Annotated in this window: 17 protein-coding genes; 15 read left to right on the forward strand and 2 right to left on the reverse strand. The window is 56.7% G+C overall.

Annotated features, from left to right (window positions below; translation table 11 throughout):
• The first annotated feature begins 11 nt into the window (after positions 1-11).
• The 3 genes from HALO_RS00705 to HALO_RS00715 are packed head-to-tail and all read left to right on the forward strand — an operon-like array spanning position 12 to position 2414.
• On the forward strand, positions 12-722 hold the full coding sequence (locus tag HALO_RS00705; RefSeq protein WP_035582051.1) for a DUF484 family protein: 711 nt from the start codon (positions 12-14) through the stop codon (positions 720-722).
• Positions 715-1659 carry a tyrosine recombinase XerC gene (locus HALO_RS00710; RefSeq protein WP_050712833.1) on the forward strand — a complete coding sequence of 315 codons (945 nt, stop codon included), beginning with the start codon at positions 715-717 and terminating at the stop codon, positions 1657-1659. Before HALO_RS00705 ends, HALO_RS00710 begins: the two co-directional genes overlap by 8 nt.
• On the forward strand, positions 1656-2414 hold the full coding sequence (locus HALO_RS00715; protein WP_050712834.1) for an HAD family hydrolase: 759 nt from the start codon (positions 1656-1658) through the stop codon (positions 2412-2414). The genes HALO_RS00710 and HALO_RS00715 overlap by 4 nt, the downstream gene beginning before the upstream one ends.
• Here the strand turns inward: HALO_RS00715 and yihA are convergent.
• On the reverse strand, positions 2387-3025 hold the full coding sequence (gene yihA, locus HALO_RS00720; protein ID WP_035582043.1) for a ribosome biogenesis GTP-binding protein YihA/YsxC: 639 nt from the start codon (positions 3023-3025) through the stop codon (positions 2387-2389). The genes HALO_RS00715 and yihA overlap by 28 nt on opposite strands.
• Before the next feature lie 342 nt (positions 3026-3367).
• Here yihA and HALO_RS00725 point away from each other — a divergent pair, with 342 nt between their 5' ends.
• The 10 genes from HALO_RS00725 to dtd all read left to right on the forward strand — a co-directional run bounded on the left by HALO_RS00725 (position 3368) and on the right by dtd (position 12165).
• Positions 3368-3997, forward strand: a complete 630-nt coding sequence (locus tag HALO_RS00725) for a c-type cytochrome (protein ID WP_050712835.1) — start codon at positions 3368-3370, stop codon at positions 3995-3997.
• A 203-nt stretch (positions 3998-4200) separates the two neighbouring features.
• Complete coding sequence (locus HALO_RS00730; protein WP_035583663.1) at positions 4201-4833, forward strand: thiol:disulfide interchange protein DsbA/DsbL; 633 nt, start codon at positions 4201-4203, stop codon at positions 4831-4833.
• A 2-nt stretch (positions 4834-4835) separates the two neighbouring features.
• Positions 4836-5672 carry an endonuclease/exonuclease/phosphatase family protein gene (locus HALO_RS00735; protein WP_035582039.1) on the forward strand — a complete coding sequence of 279 codons (837 nt, stop codon included), beginning with the start codon at positions 4836-4838 and terminating at the stop codon, positions 5670-5672.
• Between the two features lie 103 nt (positions 5673-5775).
• Entirely contained in the window at positions 5776-6336 is a 561-nt protein-coding gene (locus HALO_RS00740; RefSeq protein WP_035582037.1) for a TRAP transporter small permease subunit, read from the forward strand.
• Complete coding sequence (locus tag HALO_RS00745; protein ID WP_035582035.1) at positions 6336-7742, forward strand: TRAP transporter large permease; 1407 nt, start codon at positions 6336-6338, stop codon at positions 7740-7742. The genes HALO_RS00740 and HALO_RS00745 overlap by 1 nt, the downstream gene beginning before the upstream one ends.
• Positions 7743-7911: 169 nt before the next feature.
• The gene (locus tag HALO_RS00750) at positions 7912-9024 is read left to right on the forward strand and encodes a TRAP transporter substrate-binding protein (protein ID WP_035582033.1); all 1113 of its coding nucleotides are present in this window, start codon (positions 7912-7914) and stop codon (positions 9022-9024) included.
• A gap of 151 nt (positions 9025-9175) precedes the next feature.
• Positions 9176-10006, forward strand: coding sequence for a bifunctional hydroxymethylpyrimidine kinase/phosphomethylpyrimidine kinase (gene thiD, locus HALO_RS00755; protein ID WP_035582031.1), 831 nt, complete (start codon positions 9176-9178; stop codon positions 10004-10006).
• Positions 10007-10133: 127 nt separating this feature from the next.
• The gene (locus HALO_RS00760) at positions 10134-10979 is read left to right on the forward strand and encodes a universal stress protein (RefSeq protein WP_050712836.1); all 846 of its coding nucleotides are present in this window, start codon (positions 10134-10136) and stop codon (positions 10977-10979) included.
• A gap of 103 nt (positions 10980-11082) precedes the next feature.
• Entirely contained in the window at positions 11083-11667 is a 585-nt protein-coding gene (locus HALO_RS00765) for a chalcone isomerase family protein (protein WP_050712837.1), read from the forward strand.
• A 60-nt stretch (positions 11668-11727) separates the two neighbouring features.
• Complete coding sequence (gene dtd, locus HALO_RS00770) at positions 11728-12165, forward strand: D-aminoacyl-tRNA deacylase (RefSeq protein ID WP_050712838.1); 438 nt, start codon at positions 11728-11730, stop codon at positions 12163-12165.
• A 29-nt stretch (positions 12166-12194) separates the two neighbouring features.
• Here dtd and HALO_RS00775 read toward each other — a convergent pair whose 3' ends face one another.
• Positions 12195-14165 (reverse strand): ATP-binding cassette domain-containing protein, encoded by a 1971-nt coding sequence (locus HALO_RS00775; protein ID WP_050712839.1) that lies wholly within the window; start codon positions 14163-14165, stop codon positions 12195-12197.
• A 29-nt stretch (positions 14166-14194) separates the two neighbouring features.
• On the opposite strand from HALO_RS00775, the gene HALO_RS00780 reads away from it, so the two are divergent.
• Both HALO_RS00780 and HALO_RS00785 read left to right on the forward strand, forming a co-directional pair.
• Positions 14195-14782: a TIGR02444 family protein gene (locus tag HALO_RS00780; RefSeq protein ID WP_035582018.1), complete on the forward strand. Its 588-nt coding sequence runs from the start codon at positions 14195-14197 to the stop codon at positions 14780-14782.
• Positions 14783-15030: 248 nt separating this feature from the next.
• Positions 15031-16077, forward strand: coding sequence for a TRAP transporter substrate-binding protein (locus HALO_RS00785; protein WP_050712840.1), 1047 nt, complete (start codon positions 15031-15033; stop codon positions 16075-16077).
• The last annotated feature ends 155 nt before the right edge of the window (positions 16078-16232 follow it).

A 16232-nucleotide genomic window follows, 5' to 3' on the forward strand; every position in this document is an offset into this window, starting at 1 on the left:
GGAGAACGGCGATGTCTCAAGCCCCCGAACCCCGCAAAACGCTCGATCCTGATCAAGTGGCGTTCTGGCTGGCGCGTCATCCCGATTTTTTCGTCGGCCGCGAAGGACTGCTCCAGCAACTGCAGGTGCCCCACCCGCATATCGACGGGGCGGTGTCATTGCTCGAGCGCTTGGTGCTAGACCTGCGCAAGCGCGCTGAAACCGCTGAAGGCCGCCTGGAGCACCTGCTGGAGACCGCCCGCCATAACGAGTCCCAGTACCGCCGGCTGCGCGAAACGCTAATCGCGCTGGTGGAAGCGCAAGACCGCGATGCGCTGGCGCAAGCATTGGCCACCCAGTTGAGCGAACGCTTTGAAACCCCTGCCATGGCGCTGTGGTGTCCGGCCACGTTAAGCGATAGTGAGCCGACGCCGCCCCAGCCGCCCCGGCATGTGCTGGATCAGTACGCCAGCACACGGCTGTCGGCGCTGTTAGATGGCCGCACCAGCCGCTGCGTGAAACTTAGCGTCAGCGACTGGAAGTGCCTGCTACCCCATGTCAAAGCGCCCCGCAAAGCGGGCTCCTGCGCTATTTCGCGCCTCTCGGCGGGCGACCCCTTAGGCTATTTGCTGCTAGCCAGCCCCAGCCCTGACGCTTACCGGGCCAGTATGGATACGCTATTTACCGAGTACTTGGGTGATATCGTCGCGCGCTTGCTGGTGCGCCTGGGCGATCATGGCTGAACCCTTCTTGGCGGAATCGSCCTTAGCCCAGCGCGTTGAGGCATTTTTGAGCGCCTTGGCGAGCCACGCAAGCCCGGCCACCGTTGAGGCTTACCGGCATGATTTGGCGGCGCTCTGTGCCTTTACCCAGCGCCGCGAGGTGACGGATCCGGCGGCGTTAGATACCGCGCTCCTGCGGGCGTTTTTGGGCTCGGAGCGCAGCCGTGGCTTGGCGCCTAGAAGCTTGGCCAGGCGTCGGGCGGCCCTCTCACGCTTTGCCGATTACTTGGTCAAGCAGGGTGTGCTGGTGGATAACCCGGTGGGTTTACTGCGCACCCCCAAGCAGCCCAGCCACCTGCCGCGCCCGGTGGATGTCGACGCCCTGGCGCGCTTTCTTGATACTCCCCATGACGGTTCACCCCTGGGCGTGCGGGATCAGGCGATTCTTGAACTGTTTTACTCCAGCGGCTTGCGCTTGGCGGAGCTGGCGGCGCTTGATTTGGGCGATTTACAAAACAGCCGGGTAAGGGTGATCGGCAAAGGCGGCAAGCCGCGTCAGGTGCCGGTAGGGCGCCGTGCCCAGCAAGCGCTGGCCGAGTGGCTGGGGTGTCGCTCCGCGCTCGCACCCATTAATGAGCAGGCGCTATTTGTAGGGCAGCGTGGTACGCGCTTGGGCCATCGCGCCATCCAAAAGCGCTTAGCCCAGCTGTCGCTTGCCCGGGGCCTGCCTGAACATTTGCATCCCCACCGTTTACGCCACTCCTTTGCCAGCCACCTGTTGGAATCAAGCCAGGATCTGCGCGCCGTGCAGGAGTTGCTGGGGCACGCCAATCTGTCGACCACGCAAATCTACACCCGGCTTGACTGGCAGCATCTGGCCACCAGCTACGATGCCGCGCACCCCCGGGCCAAGCGAAGCCCCGACGACCGTACGAAAAGCCCCAGGAGCACACCATGACGATGCTGAAGGCGATTACCTTTGATTTGGATGACACGCTTTGGGATAACCACGGGGTGATGGCGCGTACCGAAGAGGGGCACTATCGCTGGCTGTTAGAAGCCCTTGAAGCATGGCGAGCGGCACGCCAGGAGCCTACCTTTGGGTTGTCCTACGAGGGCGGCGGGCTAGATTACCTTCAGCGTCGCCAACAGTTAGCCAAACAAGTGCCAGAACGGCGCGGTGACTTCACCTGGCTGCGTTTGCGTGCCCTGGAGGCGCAGCTAGAAGCCGAAGGCCTGCCCCGCAGTGCAGCGATGATGTGGGCGGCAGCGGCGATGAATGAGTTTCACCGTCTGCGCGTGCAGGTAACCCCCCACCCGGAAGCGGCCGGTTTGCTGGCTGCCTTGGCGGAGCGCTATCAGTTGGCGGCGATCACCAACGGCAATATTCATCTTCAACGTCAGCCGCTGGCCAGCTACTTTCCAGTGGCCATTGCCGCGGGGGAGTTGCTGGCGCCCAAGCCGGACCCCACGCCGTTTCTCACCGCGCTCTCGCGCTTAAACGTGGCCCCTGAATGCGCCATGCACGTGGGTGACTCTTGGCAGGRGGACGTGTTGCCCGCCCAGCAGTTGGGCATGCACGCGGTATGGGTTTCCGCGACGGAGGATCATGCGCTACCACAGCGGGTGCACCGCATCGCGCATATTAAAGAGCTGCCCAGGGTGCTAGAGAAGTTAGAACTGCTTTATTCAGGCGGTGTATACAGCCACTGATTGAGCTTCTGTGACAGCGTATCGACACCGTCGCGCTTGAGTGAAGAGAACAGCTGAACGGAGACCAGATCTTCCCACTCCTTTAACCGCGAGCGTACTGTTTGCAACGCCGCGCTGGCAGGCCCTTTTTTCAGCTTGTCGGCTTTGGTGAGCAAAATATGCACCGGCATTCCGCGCTGGTCGGCATAGTCGAGCATCATTTGGTCGAACTCGGTGAGCGGGTGGCGCACGTCCATTAGCAGTACTAAGCCGCGCAGACTAAAACGATTGCGCAGGTACTCGGCAAGGTGCTTTTGCCACTCTAGTTTGACCGCCTCAGGTACCTTGGCGTAGCCGTAGCCCGGCAGGTCGACCAAACGCCGCGCCTCGTCGTTCATAACGCTGAAAAAGTTGATCAGTTGGGTGCGCCCTGGCGTGCGCGAGGTGCGCGCTAACGCATTTTGTTGCGTTAAGGCGTTGATAGCACTTGATTTGCCCGCGTTCGAGCGACCGGCAAAGGCTACTTCTGCGCCGGTATCATCCGGGCACAGGGCCAGGGTAGGGGCGCTGATAAGAAAACTTGCCGTCGGGTAGTTCAGCCGAGGGACTGGGCTATCATGGGGGGTAGTCATGGAGTTGATCCTGAAAAACGAACATAAAAAACGGCCTACTCTGCGCACTATCACCTCTTTATCGCCTCACCATCAGGTAAAGTAGAGCGCATGATAGCGACTCATGATAGAGAATTGAGAGCAGTACCGCGACGAATTACCCCTAAAGCAGTCCAGCACTTGCATTCCCGCCGCTGGGGTGATTCGTTATAATGCAAGCGGTTTATATCTGCGACCTGGGGCGCTAGTGTACCATTGAGATACGTTGTTGGTATTGGCGGAGCTAACCCTGGTAACTTGTGAAACCTGGGAAGCGCCCAGGGTGCGTACCAGTCAAACATAAAACGGCATAGTGGAATAGCAATGAGAAAGTTACTGGCAAGCCTAGCAATTACCATGGGCGCCGTTGGCACCGCCCACGCTCAAACGGACTACCAAGCCGATGCAGACGCATCCGCTGGCCAGGAAATGGCCCAAACCTGCGCCGCCTGCCATGGGCAGCAGGGCATTAGTCCATCGGGCGCTTTTCCTAACCTAGCGGGCCAGCAGATGTCCTATCTGGCGAAACAGATTATGGATATCCGCGACGGCAACCGGGTGGTTGCTCAAATGGCTGGCCAGGTGGATGACTATTCTGACCAAGACGCCTGGGATGTGGCGGCCCACTTTGCCCGCCAGGACGCCAACCTGGGGCAAACCAGCGACGAAGAMGCTGAATTACTGGCTCGCGGTGAAGAGCTGTACCGCGCTGGCGATATGTCTAAAGGCATCCCCGCCTGTGCTGCCTGCCACACGCCAACGGGCGTTGGTATCGGTAGCGCCGTATACCCGGGCCTTTCTGGTCAGCACGCCGAGTACACGGTTTCAACGCTGCAGGATTTCGCGGCAGGCGAGCGTAATAACAGCCCCAACAACATTATGGGCGACATCGCTTCAAAAATGAGCGACAACGATATGGAAGCAGTGGCTAACTATGTGTTGGGTTTAAACTAAGTGTTGGGCTTGAACTAACATTTTAACCCCTAGCGTTTAAAACCACACATAGACAGCCTAAATACTTCCTTATGCCGTTTGCGGGTTCTCACTAGGMAACGTTCTTGGCAACGTTTGCTAGCTGAGGGAACCCGCTAATGTATCCACGGTCTCACTTTTCGCTTACCCATGGAGAAGCTTTTACAATGTCTAAAACGCGAGCGATGTTTAAAACGGTAATGGTCGCACTGGCCGGTTTGGGGCTTTCTGCGGCAGTGAGTGCCCAGGAAGTGGTGGAAGGTCAGCACTATGAGGTGCTTGAATCGCCAGTAGAAACACAGGTTGACGACGGGCAAATTGAAGTCACAGAAATATTTTGGTTTGGCTGCCCGCACTGCTACCGCCTGCAAACGCCGATTAACGAGTGGTACGAGACCCTGGACGATGACGTTAGTGTCGTCAAAATGCCTGCCACCATGGGCGGGGATTGGAATACCCACGCTACAGCATTCTATGCAGCTGAGTCGCTGGGCATCGAAGAGGAGTTACACGCTGACTTCTTTAACGCCATCCATCAGGAAAATCAGTCGCTCACAGAGCCCGATGAGATTGCAGCTTTCTTTGCCAACTACGGCGTCAGCGAAGAAGAAGCTAAGCAAGCGCTGACTGACTTTAGTGTGCGCAGCGAAGTGAATGATGCCAATAACCGTATGCGCAAAATGAAGTTAATGGGTGTGCCTGCCCTGGTGATTGATGGTCGTTTTCTGGTGACGCCGAGCTCAGCGGGTAGCCTTGAAAACATGCCGAAAATCGCTGAAGCGTTGGTTGAGCAGGTGCGTGAAGAGCGCGCAGAATAATCGTGTTACGCGAAGCCAGAGAGCGTGATGAGGCAGCGTTAAGCGGCACTTGCACGAGGTTGTTGGAAGATGGGCATCTGCGTTTGCTAACCTTTAATTTGCAGGTTGGCATCCAGACCTCGGCGTACCATCACTACCTCACTCGTAGCTGGCAGCACCTACTGCCTCACCCACGTCGCCAGAAGCGGCTGGATGTAATGGGTGAAGTGCTAAGCCAGTTTGACGTGGTGGGGCTGCAAGAGGTCGATGGKGGCAGTTTTCGCTCAAGCCGCGTCAACCAAGTGGAGTATCTCGCTGCCAAAGCGGGATTTCCCCACCACGTTCAGCAGCTCAACCGCAATCTGGGGCGTATTGCTCAACACAGTAACGGTTTGCTCTCGCGTTTGGTGCCTAGCCAAGTAGAAGAGCACCGTCTGCCAGGTGCCATGCCAGGCCGCGGCGCGATTCACGCACGCTTTGGTGAAGGGCCGGATGCGCTGCATATATTTGTTGCCCATTTAGCGCTTAGTCATCGTGGTCGGGTGCGTCAGCTCAACTATTTAAGCGAGATTATTCAGCCGCTGCGCCATGTGGTGGTCATGGGGGATCTCAACTGCACCCCTGACCAGTTGCATGCCCATGAGCGTTTCAGTGCGTCGCTACCGCTGCATCCGGTTAAACCCCTACTCAGCTACCCCTCCTGGCAGCCGCGCCATGCACTGGATCATATCCTGTTGTCGCAATCATTGGAGGTCGCCGAAGTGCGGGTGTTAGACCACCTGTTTTCGGATCACCTGCCCATCGCCGTTGATCTACCCCTCCCAGAAGCCTGTTTGGCGGCTATTCGTTCAAGCGTTTAAGAATTAGCTTGTCTTGCCGTGAGAGGGCGCTGCATTGTCCGCGTATATGCGCTATTGTCTGGGGCGCTGATTCCCCCTTAGCCGTTTTACGCGAGACACTTCCATGTCGGATACAACACAACTACCCGCCTTTATAGGTGCGCTGGACCGCGCTTCAGAGTGGTTCGGGCGTACCCTTGCGTGGCTGATCATCATTATGATGTTGATTCAGTTCGCGATTGTACTGCTTCGTTATGCCTTCAGTGTGAACAGCATTTTTATGCAAGAGCTCGTGATGTATATGCACGCCAGCGTGTTTATGCTGGCGGCCGCCTATACCTTTCGCCACGACGGCCATGTGCGGGTGGATATCTTCTACCGAGGCATGACCCCGCGCCGCCAAGCGTTAATCAATGTGGTGGGTATTATCACGCTATTGATTCCAGTGATGCTCTTTATCATTGCTTCCAGCCTGGGCTACGTTGTCAACTCCTGGCGTATTCTGGAAACCTCCCCTGATTACGGCGGTATTCCGGCCGTCTATGCACTGAAAACCTTAATACCGCTGTTTGCCGTGCTGATGATCGTGCAAGGCGTGATTGAGCTTGTGCGCAATGGCTACGTGATGGCCGGGCGGATAGTGCCTTCTGCTGCCGGTGGCAATCATCTTGAGGAGCGTGTTTGATGCTGGAATTTATGCCGATTATTTTATTTGCCGTTATCTGTATTGTGTTGATGTTCGGCTTTCCCGTGGCGCTCTCGCTGGCGGGCACGGCGCTGCTGTTTGCTGGAATGGGGCTGGGTCTGGAAGCCATCGGTATCGACGCCAACTTTGATAGTGGCTATCTCGCCGCCTTGCCCAATCGGCTCTACGGCATAATGACCAACCAAACGCTGTTGGCGGTACCGCTGTTTGTGTTGATGGGCGTGTTGCTGGAAAAATCCAAAGTGGCTGAGACGCTGCTGGACGCCATGGCCCTGCTGTTTGGCGCTATGCGCGGTGGGTTGGGTATTTCGGTGACGCTGGTGGGTATGTTGATGGCGGCCTCAACCGGTATTGTGGGGGCCACCGTGGTCACCATGGGGCTGATGTCGCTGCCGACGATGCTCAAGCGTGGCTATAGCACATCGTTGGCCACCGGCACCATTTGCGCTACCGGCACCCTAGGCCAAATCATTCCCCCTTCCATTGCCCTGGTACTGCTGGGTGACGTGCTGTCATCGGCGTATCAGCAAGCGCAGCTGGATATGGGCATTTTTAGCCCTAAAACGGTTTCCGTGGGCGACCTGTTTATGGGCGCGCTAGTGCCTGGCTTGCTGCTGGTAGTGATGTATATGATTTACGTCGCCTTGGTGGCGTGGTTGCGCCCGCATATGGCGCCTGCTGCCGACCGTGAAGAGTTAATGGCCGAGCTTGGCCATACCTCAGGGATTGGCATGCTGCTGCTCAAAGGGCTCGTGCCCCCTGTGGTGTTGATTGTAGCGGTATTAGGCTCAATCTTAAGCGGTTTTGCCACGCCCACAGAGGCCTCTGCGGTAGGTGCCTTCGGTGCTCTGGTGTTGGCGCTGGCTTATCGTCAGCTCGACATGAAGACGCTGAAAGACGTGCTGCGCTCGACCACGCACGTGACCACCATGGTGTTTTTGATCCTGATTGGCGCGGCGCTGTTTTCGCTGGTGTTTCGTGCTTATGGCGGCGAACATATGGTCACCGAACTGTTCGAGGGTATGCCCGGCGGCGTGGTTGGCGCGACGCTCATTGTCATGCTGGTGATTTTCCTGCTCGGCTTTATTCTCGACTTTATCGAAATCACCTTTGTGGTGGTGCCGATTGTCGGCCCGATTCTGCTCGCCATGGGGCTCGACCCGATTTGGCTGGGCATTATGATCGCGATCAACCTACAAACCTCGTTCTTAACGCCACCGTTTGGCTTCGCGCTGTTCTACTTGCGCGGTGTGGCGCCGCCTTCTGTGTCCACGTCGGCGATTTACCGTGGGGTTATTCCGTTTATCCTGATGCAGCTGGGTATGTTGCTCATGCTGACGTTTTTCCCACAGTTGGCCACATGGCTGCCCGCGCAGTTTGGCTAATAAAGGGTTAGTTGAAAAACATCGCTGCTATCAACGTTAAGAAGTGGCAACCTAACTAAAAAGCAGTCAAGAGCCATTCATGGCCTGCAGCAAACCGCCTAGTGTTCTACGCTAGGCGGAGTATTCCCTACTCAATAATAGTAATAATAGAAAGTAAGAGGATTATGGTATGAAAGCCAAGACACTCCCCGTTGCCATCGCTATGGTGACCGCTCTCTCCGCCAGTTTGCTGGTGGTATCAAGCTTTGATAACCACGCCCAGGCTCAAGAGGAGGAGTTCCGTTGGAAAATGGTGACCTCCTGGCCGAAGAATTTCCCAGGGGTTGGCCAAGGCCCCGAGCGCCTGTCGCAGTTGGTCGATGAAATGTCAGATGGCCGCCTCACCATTGAGGTCTTTGGGGCTGGCCAATTGGTACCAGGGTTTGAGGTATTTGACGCCGTTTCCGATGGCACCGCTGAACTCGGCCACTCTGCCTCCTACTACTGGAAGGGCAAAGCCCCCGCTGCACAGTTCTTCGCCGCCGTGCCGTTTGGGATGAATGCTCAAGAGATGAATGCCTGGCTAAGCTATGGCGGCGGTATGGAGCTGTGGAACGAGCTTTACGATGACTTCGGCGTTGACGTAATGGTCGCCGGTGCCTCAGGCGTGCAGATGGGCGGTTGGTACAACAAAGAGATCAACTCCGTTGACGATCTGAACGGCCTGAAAATGCGCATGCCGGGCCTGGGCGGCGAAGTAATGAGCCGCATGGGTGTCGCCATTGTGAATATGCCCGGCGGTGAGATCTTTACCTCGCTGCAATCGGGCGCGATTGACGCAACCGAGTGGATTGGCCCCTATAATGACCTAGCATTCGGCCTGCATCAAGCCGCTGATTATTACTACTATCCTGGCTGGCACGAACCGACGGTCATGTTCGAGGCGATCGTTAACGAAGAAGCCTTCGCAGAGCTGCCCGCGGATCTGCAGGCGATCCTGCGTACTGCTATTAGCGACATTAACCAGAGCGTACTGGATGAGTACACCGCACGTAACAACGATGCGTTGGAAACTCTGGTCAACGAGCACGATGTTGAGCTACGCCGCATCCCCGACGACGTACTGGCCCAGGCCCGTGAGCACTCCCAGGATGTAGTCGCCGAGTTGGCGGAATCGAGCGAATTAGCCACGCGTATCTATGACTCCTATCAAGCGTTCCAGGAAAAAGTCGAGGATTACCACGCCATCTCCGAGCAGGCGTACTACAACGCCCGCAACCCGGAAGGTGACACTGCTCAATAGTTTGTCATGCTTGACGCACACGAACGCAATGGCCGCCTGCGGGCGGCTTTTGTGTGTCTGGTGTGTACGTTTTCAGCAGCATAAGGCGCTCAGCTTGGGTATCCTAGGCACACAGTAGCGTTTGTTGCCGATTTTGCCGTGAAGGAGCCCCATGTCTACCCATCCCCGTCTTCGCAATGTGCTTACCATCGCAGGTTCCGACCCTTCTGGCGGTGCTGGTCTGCAGGGCGATTTGAAAACCTTCTCAGCCCTTGGCGTTTTTGGCACCAACGTGATTACCGCGGTGATTGCCCAAAACACCTGCGGGGTGGCCTCGGTGTATCCTGTCGCTCCCCAGGCTATTCGCGAGCAGCTGGAACACCTGCTGGATGATGTAGCGATAGAGGCGGTCAAAATTGGCATGGTGGCCAGCCGCGAGGTTGCTGAGGTGATCGCCGACGTGCTGCGCCAGCGCAGGCCACGCTGGATTGTGCTCGACCCTGTGATGGTCGCTAAGAGCGGCGATATTCTGGTTGACGATGACGGCATTCGCGCCGTACGCGATATTCTCGTGCCGCTGGCCGATGTGATTACCCCTAATCTGCCGGAAGCCGCGGTGCTGCTCGACATGCCGTCGCCCACCAGTTTAGACGCCATGGAGGCGATGCTGCCGGGCTTAACGCAGTTGGGCGCTCCCTATGTGGTGTTGAAAGGCGGCCATTTGCGTGGGGCGACCTGCCCGGATTTGCTGGCAACCCCCAATGGCCATGAGTGGTTGCCCGCCTCGCGTATCGATACCGACAATTTGCACGGTACCGGCTGTGCGCTCTCTTCGGCGATTGCCGCCTGCCTAGCGAAGCTACCCGTAAATGCCGACACGGATGCCCCGGTAGCCGCCATCAGCGATGCCAAGCAGTGGCTGCATGCAGCGCTGGAGGCGAGCGTGCGCTTAAACGTGGGTAAAGGGCGCGGCCCGGTGCACCATTTTCACGCCTGGTGGTGATTGGGTGTAGTGCTTTAATCGATTTTGGTCATCGGTCGCTTGCGAGAAAGCGCATTGCACACCATGCTAAGGAGTGTTTGCTTAACGGCTTGTAAGGCTGGGCTGCTCAGCCGAGGAGCGTTTCGCCATGCCTCGTACGATCTTGTTTGCCACCGATCTTTCTGCTGACAATCGCGCTGCGTTTGCCCGGGCGTTACGCTTGGCCTACGCCCGAGGTGTTCAGCTGGACATACTGCACGTGTTGGATGCTTACCTGCCGCGGCGTGTTCTGCGTGATGTCGAAAGCGCGGTGGTAGAAGACATCACCACCATGTTGACGGATCTACGCGAAGACTACGCCCTAGAGGCGCCTAAAACGCTGATTCAGACCGTGACAGGCTCACCTCACGTTGAAATTGTCCGCGAAGCCCACGAGCGCAACGCCGAGCTGATTGTGCTGGGCATGCATCGCAAGCGTGGGCAAAAAGACCTGCTGGCGGGTACCACCGTCATGCGTGTGCTACGCAGTGCGCCTTGCCCGGTGGTGGTCTCTTCTCMCCAGCCCACTCAGCCCTGGCAGCACATCCTGGTACCTATCGATTTTTCGCTGACGGCGCGACACACCCTGAAAGAGGCGCTGATTCGCTTTCCCGAAGCCACGCTCACCCTACTACACGCCTGGACACTGCCCGGCGAACGCGAATTGGGATCGCAGGCCTATTACGCCCACTGGCGGGAGCATGAGGTGCTGCGGCTGCGCGAGCAGTTGAATAACGAAATTGATAGCCTGATGGGAGAGCTTGAAGGCGTTCCCGATGTTGAATTAGTGCTAGAGCAAGGCGCGCCCTGCGACGTACTGCAGGCGTATCTGAAGCGCCACTCGCCTGATCTGGTGATGATCGGCAGCCGTGGACAACCCCATCACACCAGCCAGCTAACCGAGATGCTGCTATGTGAACCTCACTGCGATCTGATGCTCTGTCGAGCCTGGTAAGCGAGTGCTATTAGAAAAAGTGCTGTGCTGATAATAATAAATATTGTACGGAACCTTTATTTGGCGTATCGGTATGTATAGATATCTGCCATAAGGAGGTTCTATGTACACATGCTTATTGGGTGCTAGGCGCACCGTCCAGTTGTCATTGCTGTTAGCTGGCCTATTGCTCATGCCTTGGGTGATGGCCAGCAGCGTGACCGAAAAAGGCGAAGCATTTGAGCGCACAGTCGAGGAGCACGGCCAACGCTATCGCCTTATTGGGAGCGGCGTGTTTCGTTACATGATCTGGACGGCCTACGCCGGCGCCTATTATCAGCTTGAGGGAGAAACCCAGCCGCAACCGTTGGGCGACGTACCACGGCGCCTGGAGCTCGCTTATTTTCATGCCMTCGACGCCCCCGACTTCGCTGAAGCCACCACAGAAACGCTGCAAAAGAGTCTTACCGCCTACGAGTTTTCCCAGTTGGAAGCAGACATTAACGCCTTTAATCAAAGCTATCAGGATGTCGAGCCGCAGGATCGCTATGTGCTGAGTTGGGACGGTGACACACTGCGCCTGGCACTCAACGGCGACACGCTATTTGAGGGTGGTAACGCAGATCTGGCCAGCGCCATGTTCGGCATTTGGCTAGGCGAGCGGCCGCTGGGTGAAGATTTTCGCGATGCGCTATTAGGGGGAAGTTAACTCAGGAAAAATTAACAGACGGTGGTTACAATGACCGTTTGTTAGTTCGGGAGAGGCTGAGTGAAGGCACTAATTCAGCGTGTGAGGCGCGCTAGCGTAGAGGKGGAAGGCGAGGTGATTGGCAGTATTGATCACGGGCTGCTGGCGCTGGTGGGCGTGGAGAAGCATGATAACGCCGCTGGTGTAGAAAAGCTGCTGCATAAACTGCTCCACTACCGGGTCTTCAGCGACGCCGAGGGCAAAATGAATCGCAACCTTCAGCAGGTGAACGGCGGTTTGCTGCTCGTTTCCCAGTTCACCCTGGCGGCAGATACCCACAAAGGGCTGCGCCCCAGTTTCTCCAGCGCTGCGCCACCAGCCAAAGGCGAAGAGCTGTTTGACTTGCTGGTTAGCCAAGCGAAAACTGCCTGGCCGCATGTTGCTACCGGAGAATTTGGCGCCGATATGCAGGTAGCGCTAATCAACGATGGCCCGGTAACGTTCTTGCTGGAAAGCTAGCCCTGTTTTCGAGAATGAGCTTTCGAGGACTAGCTTTCTACACCTTCACTGGCGAGCAGTTCTGCTTCCATTGCCTCTAGTGACTCTTCGGCGCTCAGCCACTGCCGTTCCGACTCATCTAAACGCGCTTTAATTTCCGCTTGTTGGCTAAGCGTCTTGGTCAGTTCGGCTTTGCGGGCGCTGTCGGTGTAGAGCTCTGGGTCTGCCAACACTTGCTCTACCTTATCGAGTTCCTGCTGGGCCTTTTCCATGGCTTTTTCGGCTTGATCACGCTGTTTTTTCAGCGGGCGCAGCTTTTCGCGCAGCTCGGCGGCTGCTTTGCGTGACGCTTTGCGTGCTTCACGGCTGTCGCCGCTGGGTTGCTGGTTCTGGCGCTCGGCTTTTTCGCCACGGGAATCCCGGCGACTCTCTTCCAAGCGCGCTTTGAGCCAAACCCGGTAGTCTTCCAAATCGCCATCGAAGGGCTCGACGCGGTTATCCGCCACTTTCCAGAACTCGTCGACTGTGGCGCGCAGCAGGTGACGGTCGTGGGAGACCAGAATAACCGTACCCTCGAAACTGGCCAGCGCTTGGGTCAGCGCTTCGCGCATCTCTAAGTCCAGGTGGTTGGTGGGCTCATCGAGCAGCAGCAGGTTGGGTTTCTGCCAAGCGACGAGCGCCAGCGCCAGCCGCGCTTTCTCTCCCCCGGAGTAGTTGGCAACTTTGCCGAAGGCGTCGTCGCCCTTAAAGCCAAAGCCGCCCAGGAAGTTGCGGATATCTTGGTCGCTGGCGGTGGGCGAAAGGCGTTGCACGTGCACAAAAGGCGTCGAGGTGACATCCAGCCCTTCAAGCTGATGCTGAGCGAAGTAACCAATCGCCAAGTGCTCACCGGGTACGCGCTTGCCATTAAGCAGCGCCAGTTCCCCGGTGAGCGACTTAATCAGCGTCGATTTACCCGCCCCGTTGGGGCCTAACAGGCCAATGCGACTGCCGGGTAGTAACGTAACGTTGACCTTATCCAACTGCACATTGTCATCACCCCCATTTTCGCCCGGATAGCCTAGCTGCGCCTGATCCAGCACCAGCAGTGGGTGCGAGGTTTTGTCGGCGGCGGGTAGCGTAAAGTGAAAAGGGGAGTCCACGTGGGCGACGGCGATATCTTCCATCCGTTCAAGCATTTTGACCCGGCTTTGCGCCTGCTTCGCCTTGGTTGCCTGGGCACGGAAGCGGGCGATAAAACGCTCGATCTCTTCCCGGCGCGCTTGCTGTTTGGCGGCTTCCGCTTGCTGCAGGGCCAGCTTTTCAGCGCGGGTGCGCTCAAACTGGGAGTAATTACCGCGGTAAAGCTCCAGGGTTTGGTGATGCATATGCACGATGTGGTCGCACACCGCATCCAGGAAGTCGCGGTCGTGGGAAATCAGCAGCAGGGTGCCCGGGTAGCGGGTCAGCCACTGCTCCAGCCACAGTAAGGCGTCCAGATCCAGGTGGTTGGTGGGCTCATCCAACAGCAGTAGATCAGAAGGCATAAACAGCGTGCGGGCCAGATTAACCCGCATCCGCCAGCCGCCGGAAAACGCCGAGAGTGGTCGAGTAAGGTCAGACTGAACGAAGCCCAGCCCCACCAGTAGCTGCGCCGCACGTGATTCTGCGCGGTAGCCATCCAGGGKTTCAATTAAACCGTGCAGTTCGGCTTCTCGGTGGGCTTCACCGGCTTCCCTGGCAACCAACAAGTCGGCTTCAGCCTTGCGTAGCGCCAAGTCGCCATCGAGTACATACTCAATAATCGGGCGGTCGAGGGCGTCAACTTCCTGGGCCATATGCGCAATGCGCTGGCCGCCGCTCATCTCGACATCCCCCTGGTCGGGGGCAAGCTCGCCGAGCAAGAGTTTGAATAGGCTCGATTTACCGGCGCCGTTTGCCCCGATAATCCCSGCCTTTACCCCGTTATTAAGGGTAACGTCCGCGTTGTCGAGTAGCGTTTGCGTGCCGCGTTGCAGGGCGACTTGGCGCAGTGCGATCATGCCTTCTCCCGAAGAAAGTGGGTCATTTGATGCGAAACTCTATTGCGCTTGATTCTACCCGATTGCAGCGCCTACAGCAGACACCGTTATGGGATTTTGCCCTGGCGCTCTATACCAAGCCCGGCGTTGAGGCCGCCTGCCTAACGCTGCAAGACGATGCCGGGCTTGACGTTTGCGAGGTGCTGCTGCATTGCTGGCTCTATTCGTGCGGTTTAGAAGCCATGCCTGCTGCACTCGAACGTGAGCGAGAGCAGCGCCGCTTGTGGCAGTGCCAAGTGACGGAGGTTTTGCGTGGATTACGCCGCGATTTAAAAGCTATGGCGGCGACAAGTGAGTCCGTAACAGCGCTGCGCGAAACCATCAAACAGGCAGAGTTGATGGCTGAGCGTGAGAACCTTCAACGTTGGCAAACGTGGGTTTGTGAGGCGCCAAGCGATGAAAAACGTGTGAGAAATATTGCCGAAATGCCGCCAGATGCGGCGAATTGGCTACGAAAACAGCTGCTCTATAGCCAAAGTGATCATGCCTCCGGCGGCAGTATAAAGACCCAAAATGCATGGCTTTATTCGCTACAAACGCTTACTTACCAGCTTGACCCTCACCAAGGAGCGCGCTAGCCTGAATTTAAGCTGTTTTTGAAATACCTAGCGTTATTCGCCTGCTAGCATGCAGTATGAACACCATCACTGCCTGTTAGTGGATATCGGAATATGGGTTAGTTAACCCCGGTTGGCGAACAACAGCGTCGTGTTGAGAAGCGCGAGGCTACCCTACTTTTAAAGCATTGAATTTTAACCGTAGGGTTTTAAAAACTAGGTTGTTGCGCATTCGTACAGCGCGCTTACCACTGCAAGGGGAACACCGCATGAAGGCAAGCAAATCCGTTTCTACTCGTTCTGTAACCTCTAAATTAATGACAACGGCCAGTGTGGGTGCACTGCTGTTCGGTCTCAGCGCCGCTGCTCAAGCAGACAACTGGCGCTACGCTCACGAAGAGTATGAAGGCGACGTTCAAGACGTCTTCGCCTATGCTTTCAAAGAGTATATTGAAGACAACTCAGACCACMCCGTACAAGTTTACCGCTTTGGTGAGCTGGGTGAGTCTGACGACATTATGGAGCAGACTCAGAACGGCATTCTGCAGTTCGTTAACCAGTCGCCTGGCTTCACTGGTGCGCTGATCCCTGAAGCGCAAATCTTCTTCATTCCCTACCTACTGCCTACCGACGAAGAAACCGTACTGACCTTCTTTGACGAAAGTAAGGCGATCAACGAAATGTTTCCTGAGCTTTACGCCGAGCAAGGCCTAGAGCTATTGAAGATGTATCCAGAAGGCGAAATGGTCGTGACCACCGACGAGCCGATCAGCTCGCCGGAAGATATGGATAATAAGAAAATCCGTACCATGACCAACCCGCTGTTGTCGGAAACTTATGAAGCCTTTGGTGCGACGCCGACGCCGCTGCCTTGGGGCGAAGTTTACGGTGGCCTGCAGACCGGCATCATTGACGGGCAAGAGAATCCGATTTTCTGGATCGAGTCCGGCGGTCTGTATGAGGTGTCTCCGCACCTGACGTTTACCGGCCACGGCTGGTTCACCACCGCGATGATGGCCAACCAGGACTTCTACGAAGGCCTGTCTGAAGAAGATCAAACGTTGGTGAATGAAGCCTCACAAGCGGCTTACGACCATACCATCGAGCATATCCAAGGCTTGGCCGAAGAGTCGTTAGAGAAGATTCAGGAAGCATCTGATGAAGTGACCGTGACACGTCTCGACGAAGAGCAAATTCAAGCCTTCCGTGACCGCGCCCCGCAAGTCGAAGAAGCCTTCCTGGAAATGACCGGTGAAGGTGGTGAAGAGCTACTTGAGCAGTTTAAAGCTGACCTTGAAGCCGTAACCAACGAGTAATCACCCTCCAAGCCACACTGGCGCACGAGTGATTATCAAGGGGCAGCAAAGGCTGCCCCTTTTTATTTTGTGTTGGTAAGGCGTAGGCCCTTCGGGGCTGTTTTAACGTCGTTACTGTTGGGTTACGTACATCTAGCGTTGAATCACCGGCAGCT

Source organism: Halomonas sp. R57-5 (assembly GCF_900070345.1).
Classification (GTDB): domain Bacteria; phylum Pseudomonadota; class Gammaproteobacteria; order Pseudomonadales; family Halomonadaceae; genus Vreelandella; species Vreelandella ventosae_B.

What these genes read in the sequence shown, in the direction of transcription:
- HALO_RS00780 (WP_035582018.1), top strand. Translation starts at nt 14,195, where the DNA reads ATGCGAAACTCTATTGCGCTTGATTCTACCCGATTGCAGCGCCTACAG.
- HALO_RS00730 (WP_035583663.1), top strand. Translation starts at nt 4,201, where the DNA reads ATGTTTAAAACGGTAATGGTCGCACTGGCCGGTTTGGGGCTTTCTGCG.
- HALO_RS00745 (WP_035582035.1), top strand. Translation starts at nt 6,336, where the DNA reads ATGCTGGAATTTATGCCGATTATTTTATTTGCCGTTATCTGTATTGTG.
- thiD (WP_035582031.1), top strand. Translation starts at nt 9,176, where the DNA reads ATGTCTACCCATCCCCGTCTTCGCAATGTGCTTACCATCGCAGGTTCC.
- HALO_RS00750 (WP_035582033.1), top strand. Translation starts at nt 7,912, where the DNA reads ATGAAAGCCAAGACACTCCCCGTTGCCATCGCTATGGTGACCGCTCTC.
- yihA (WP_035582043.1), bottom strand. Translation starts at nt 3,025, where the DNA reads ATGACTACCCCCCATGATAGCCCAGTCCCTCGGCTGAACTACCCGACG.
- HALO_RS00705 (WP_035582051.1), top strand. Translation starts at nt 12, where the DNA reads ATGTCTCAAGCCCCCGAACCCCGCAAAACGCTCGATCCTGATCAAGTG.
- HALO_RS00740 (WP_035582037.1), top strand. Translation starts at nt 5,776, where the DNA reads ATGTCGGATACAACACAACTACCCGCCTTTATAGGTGCGCTGGACCGC.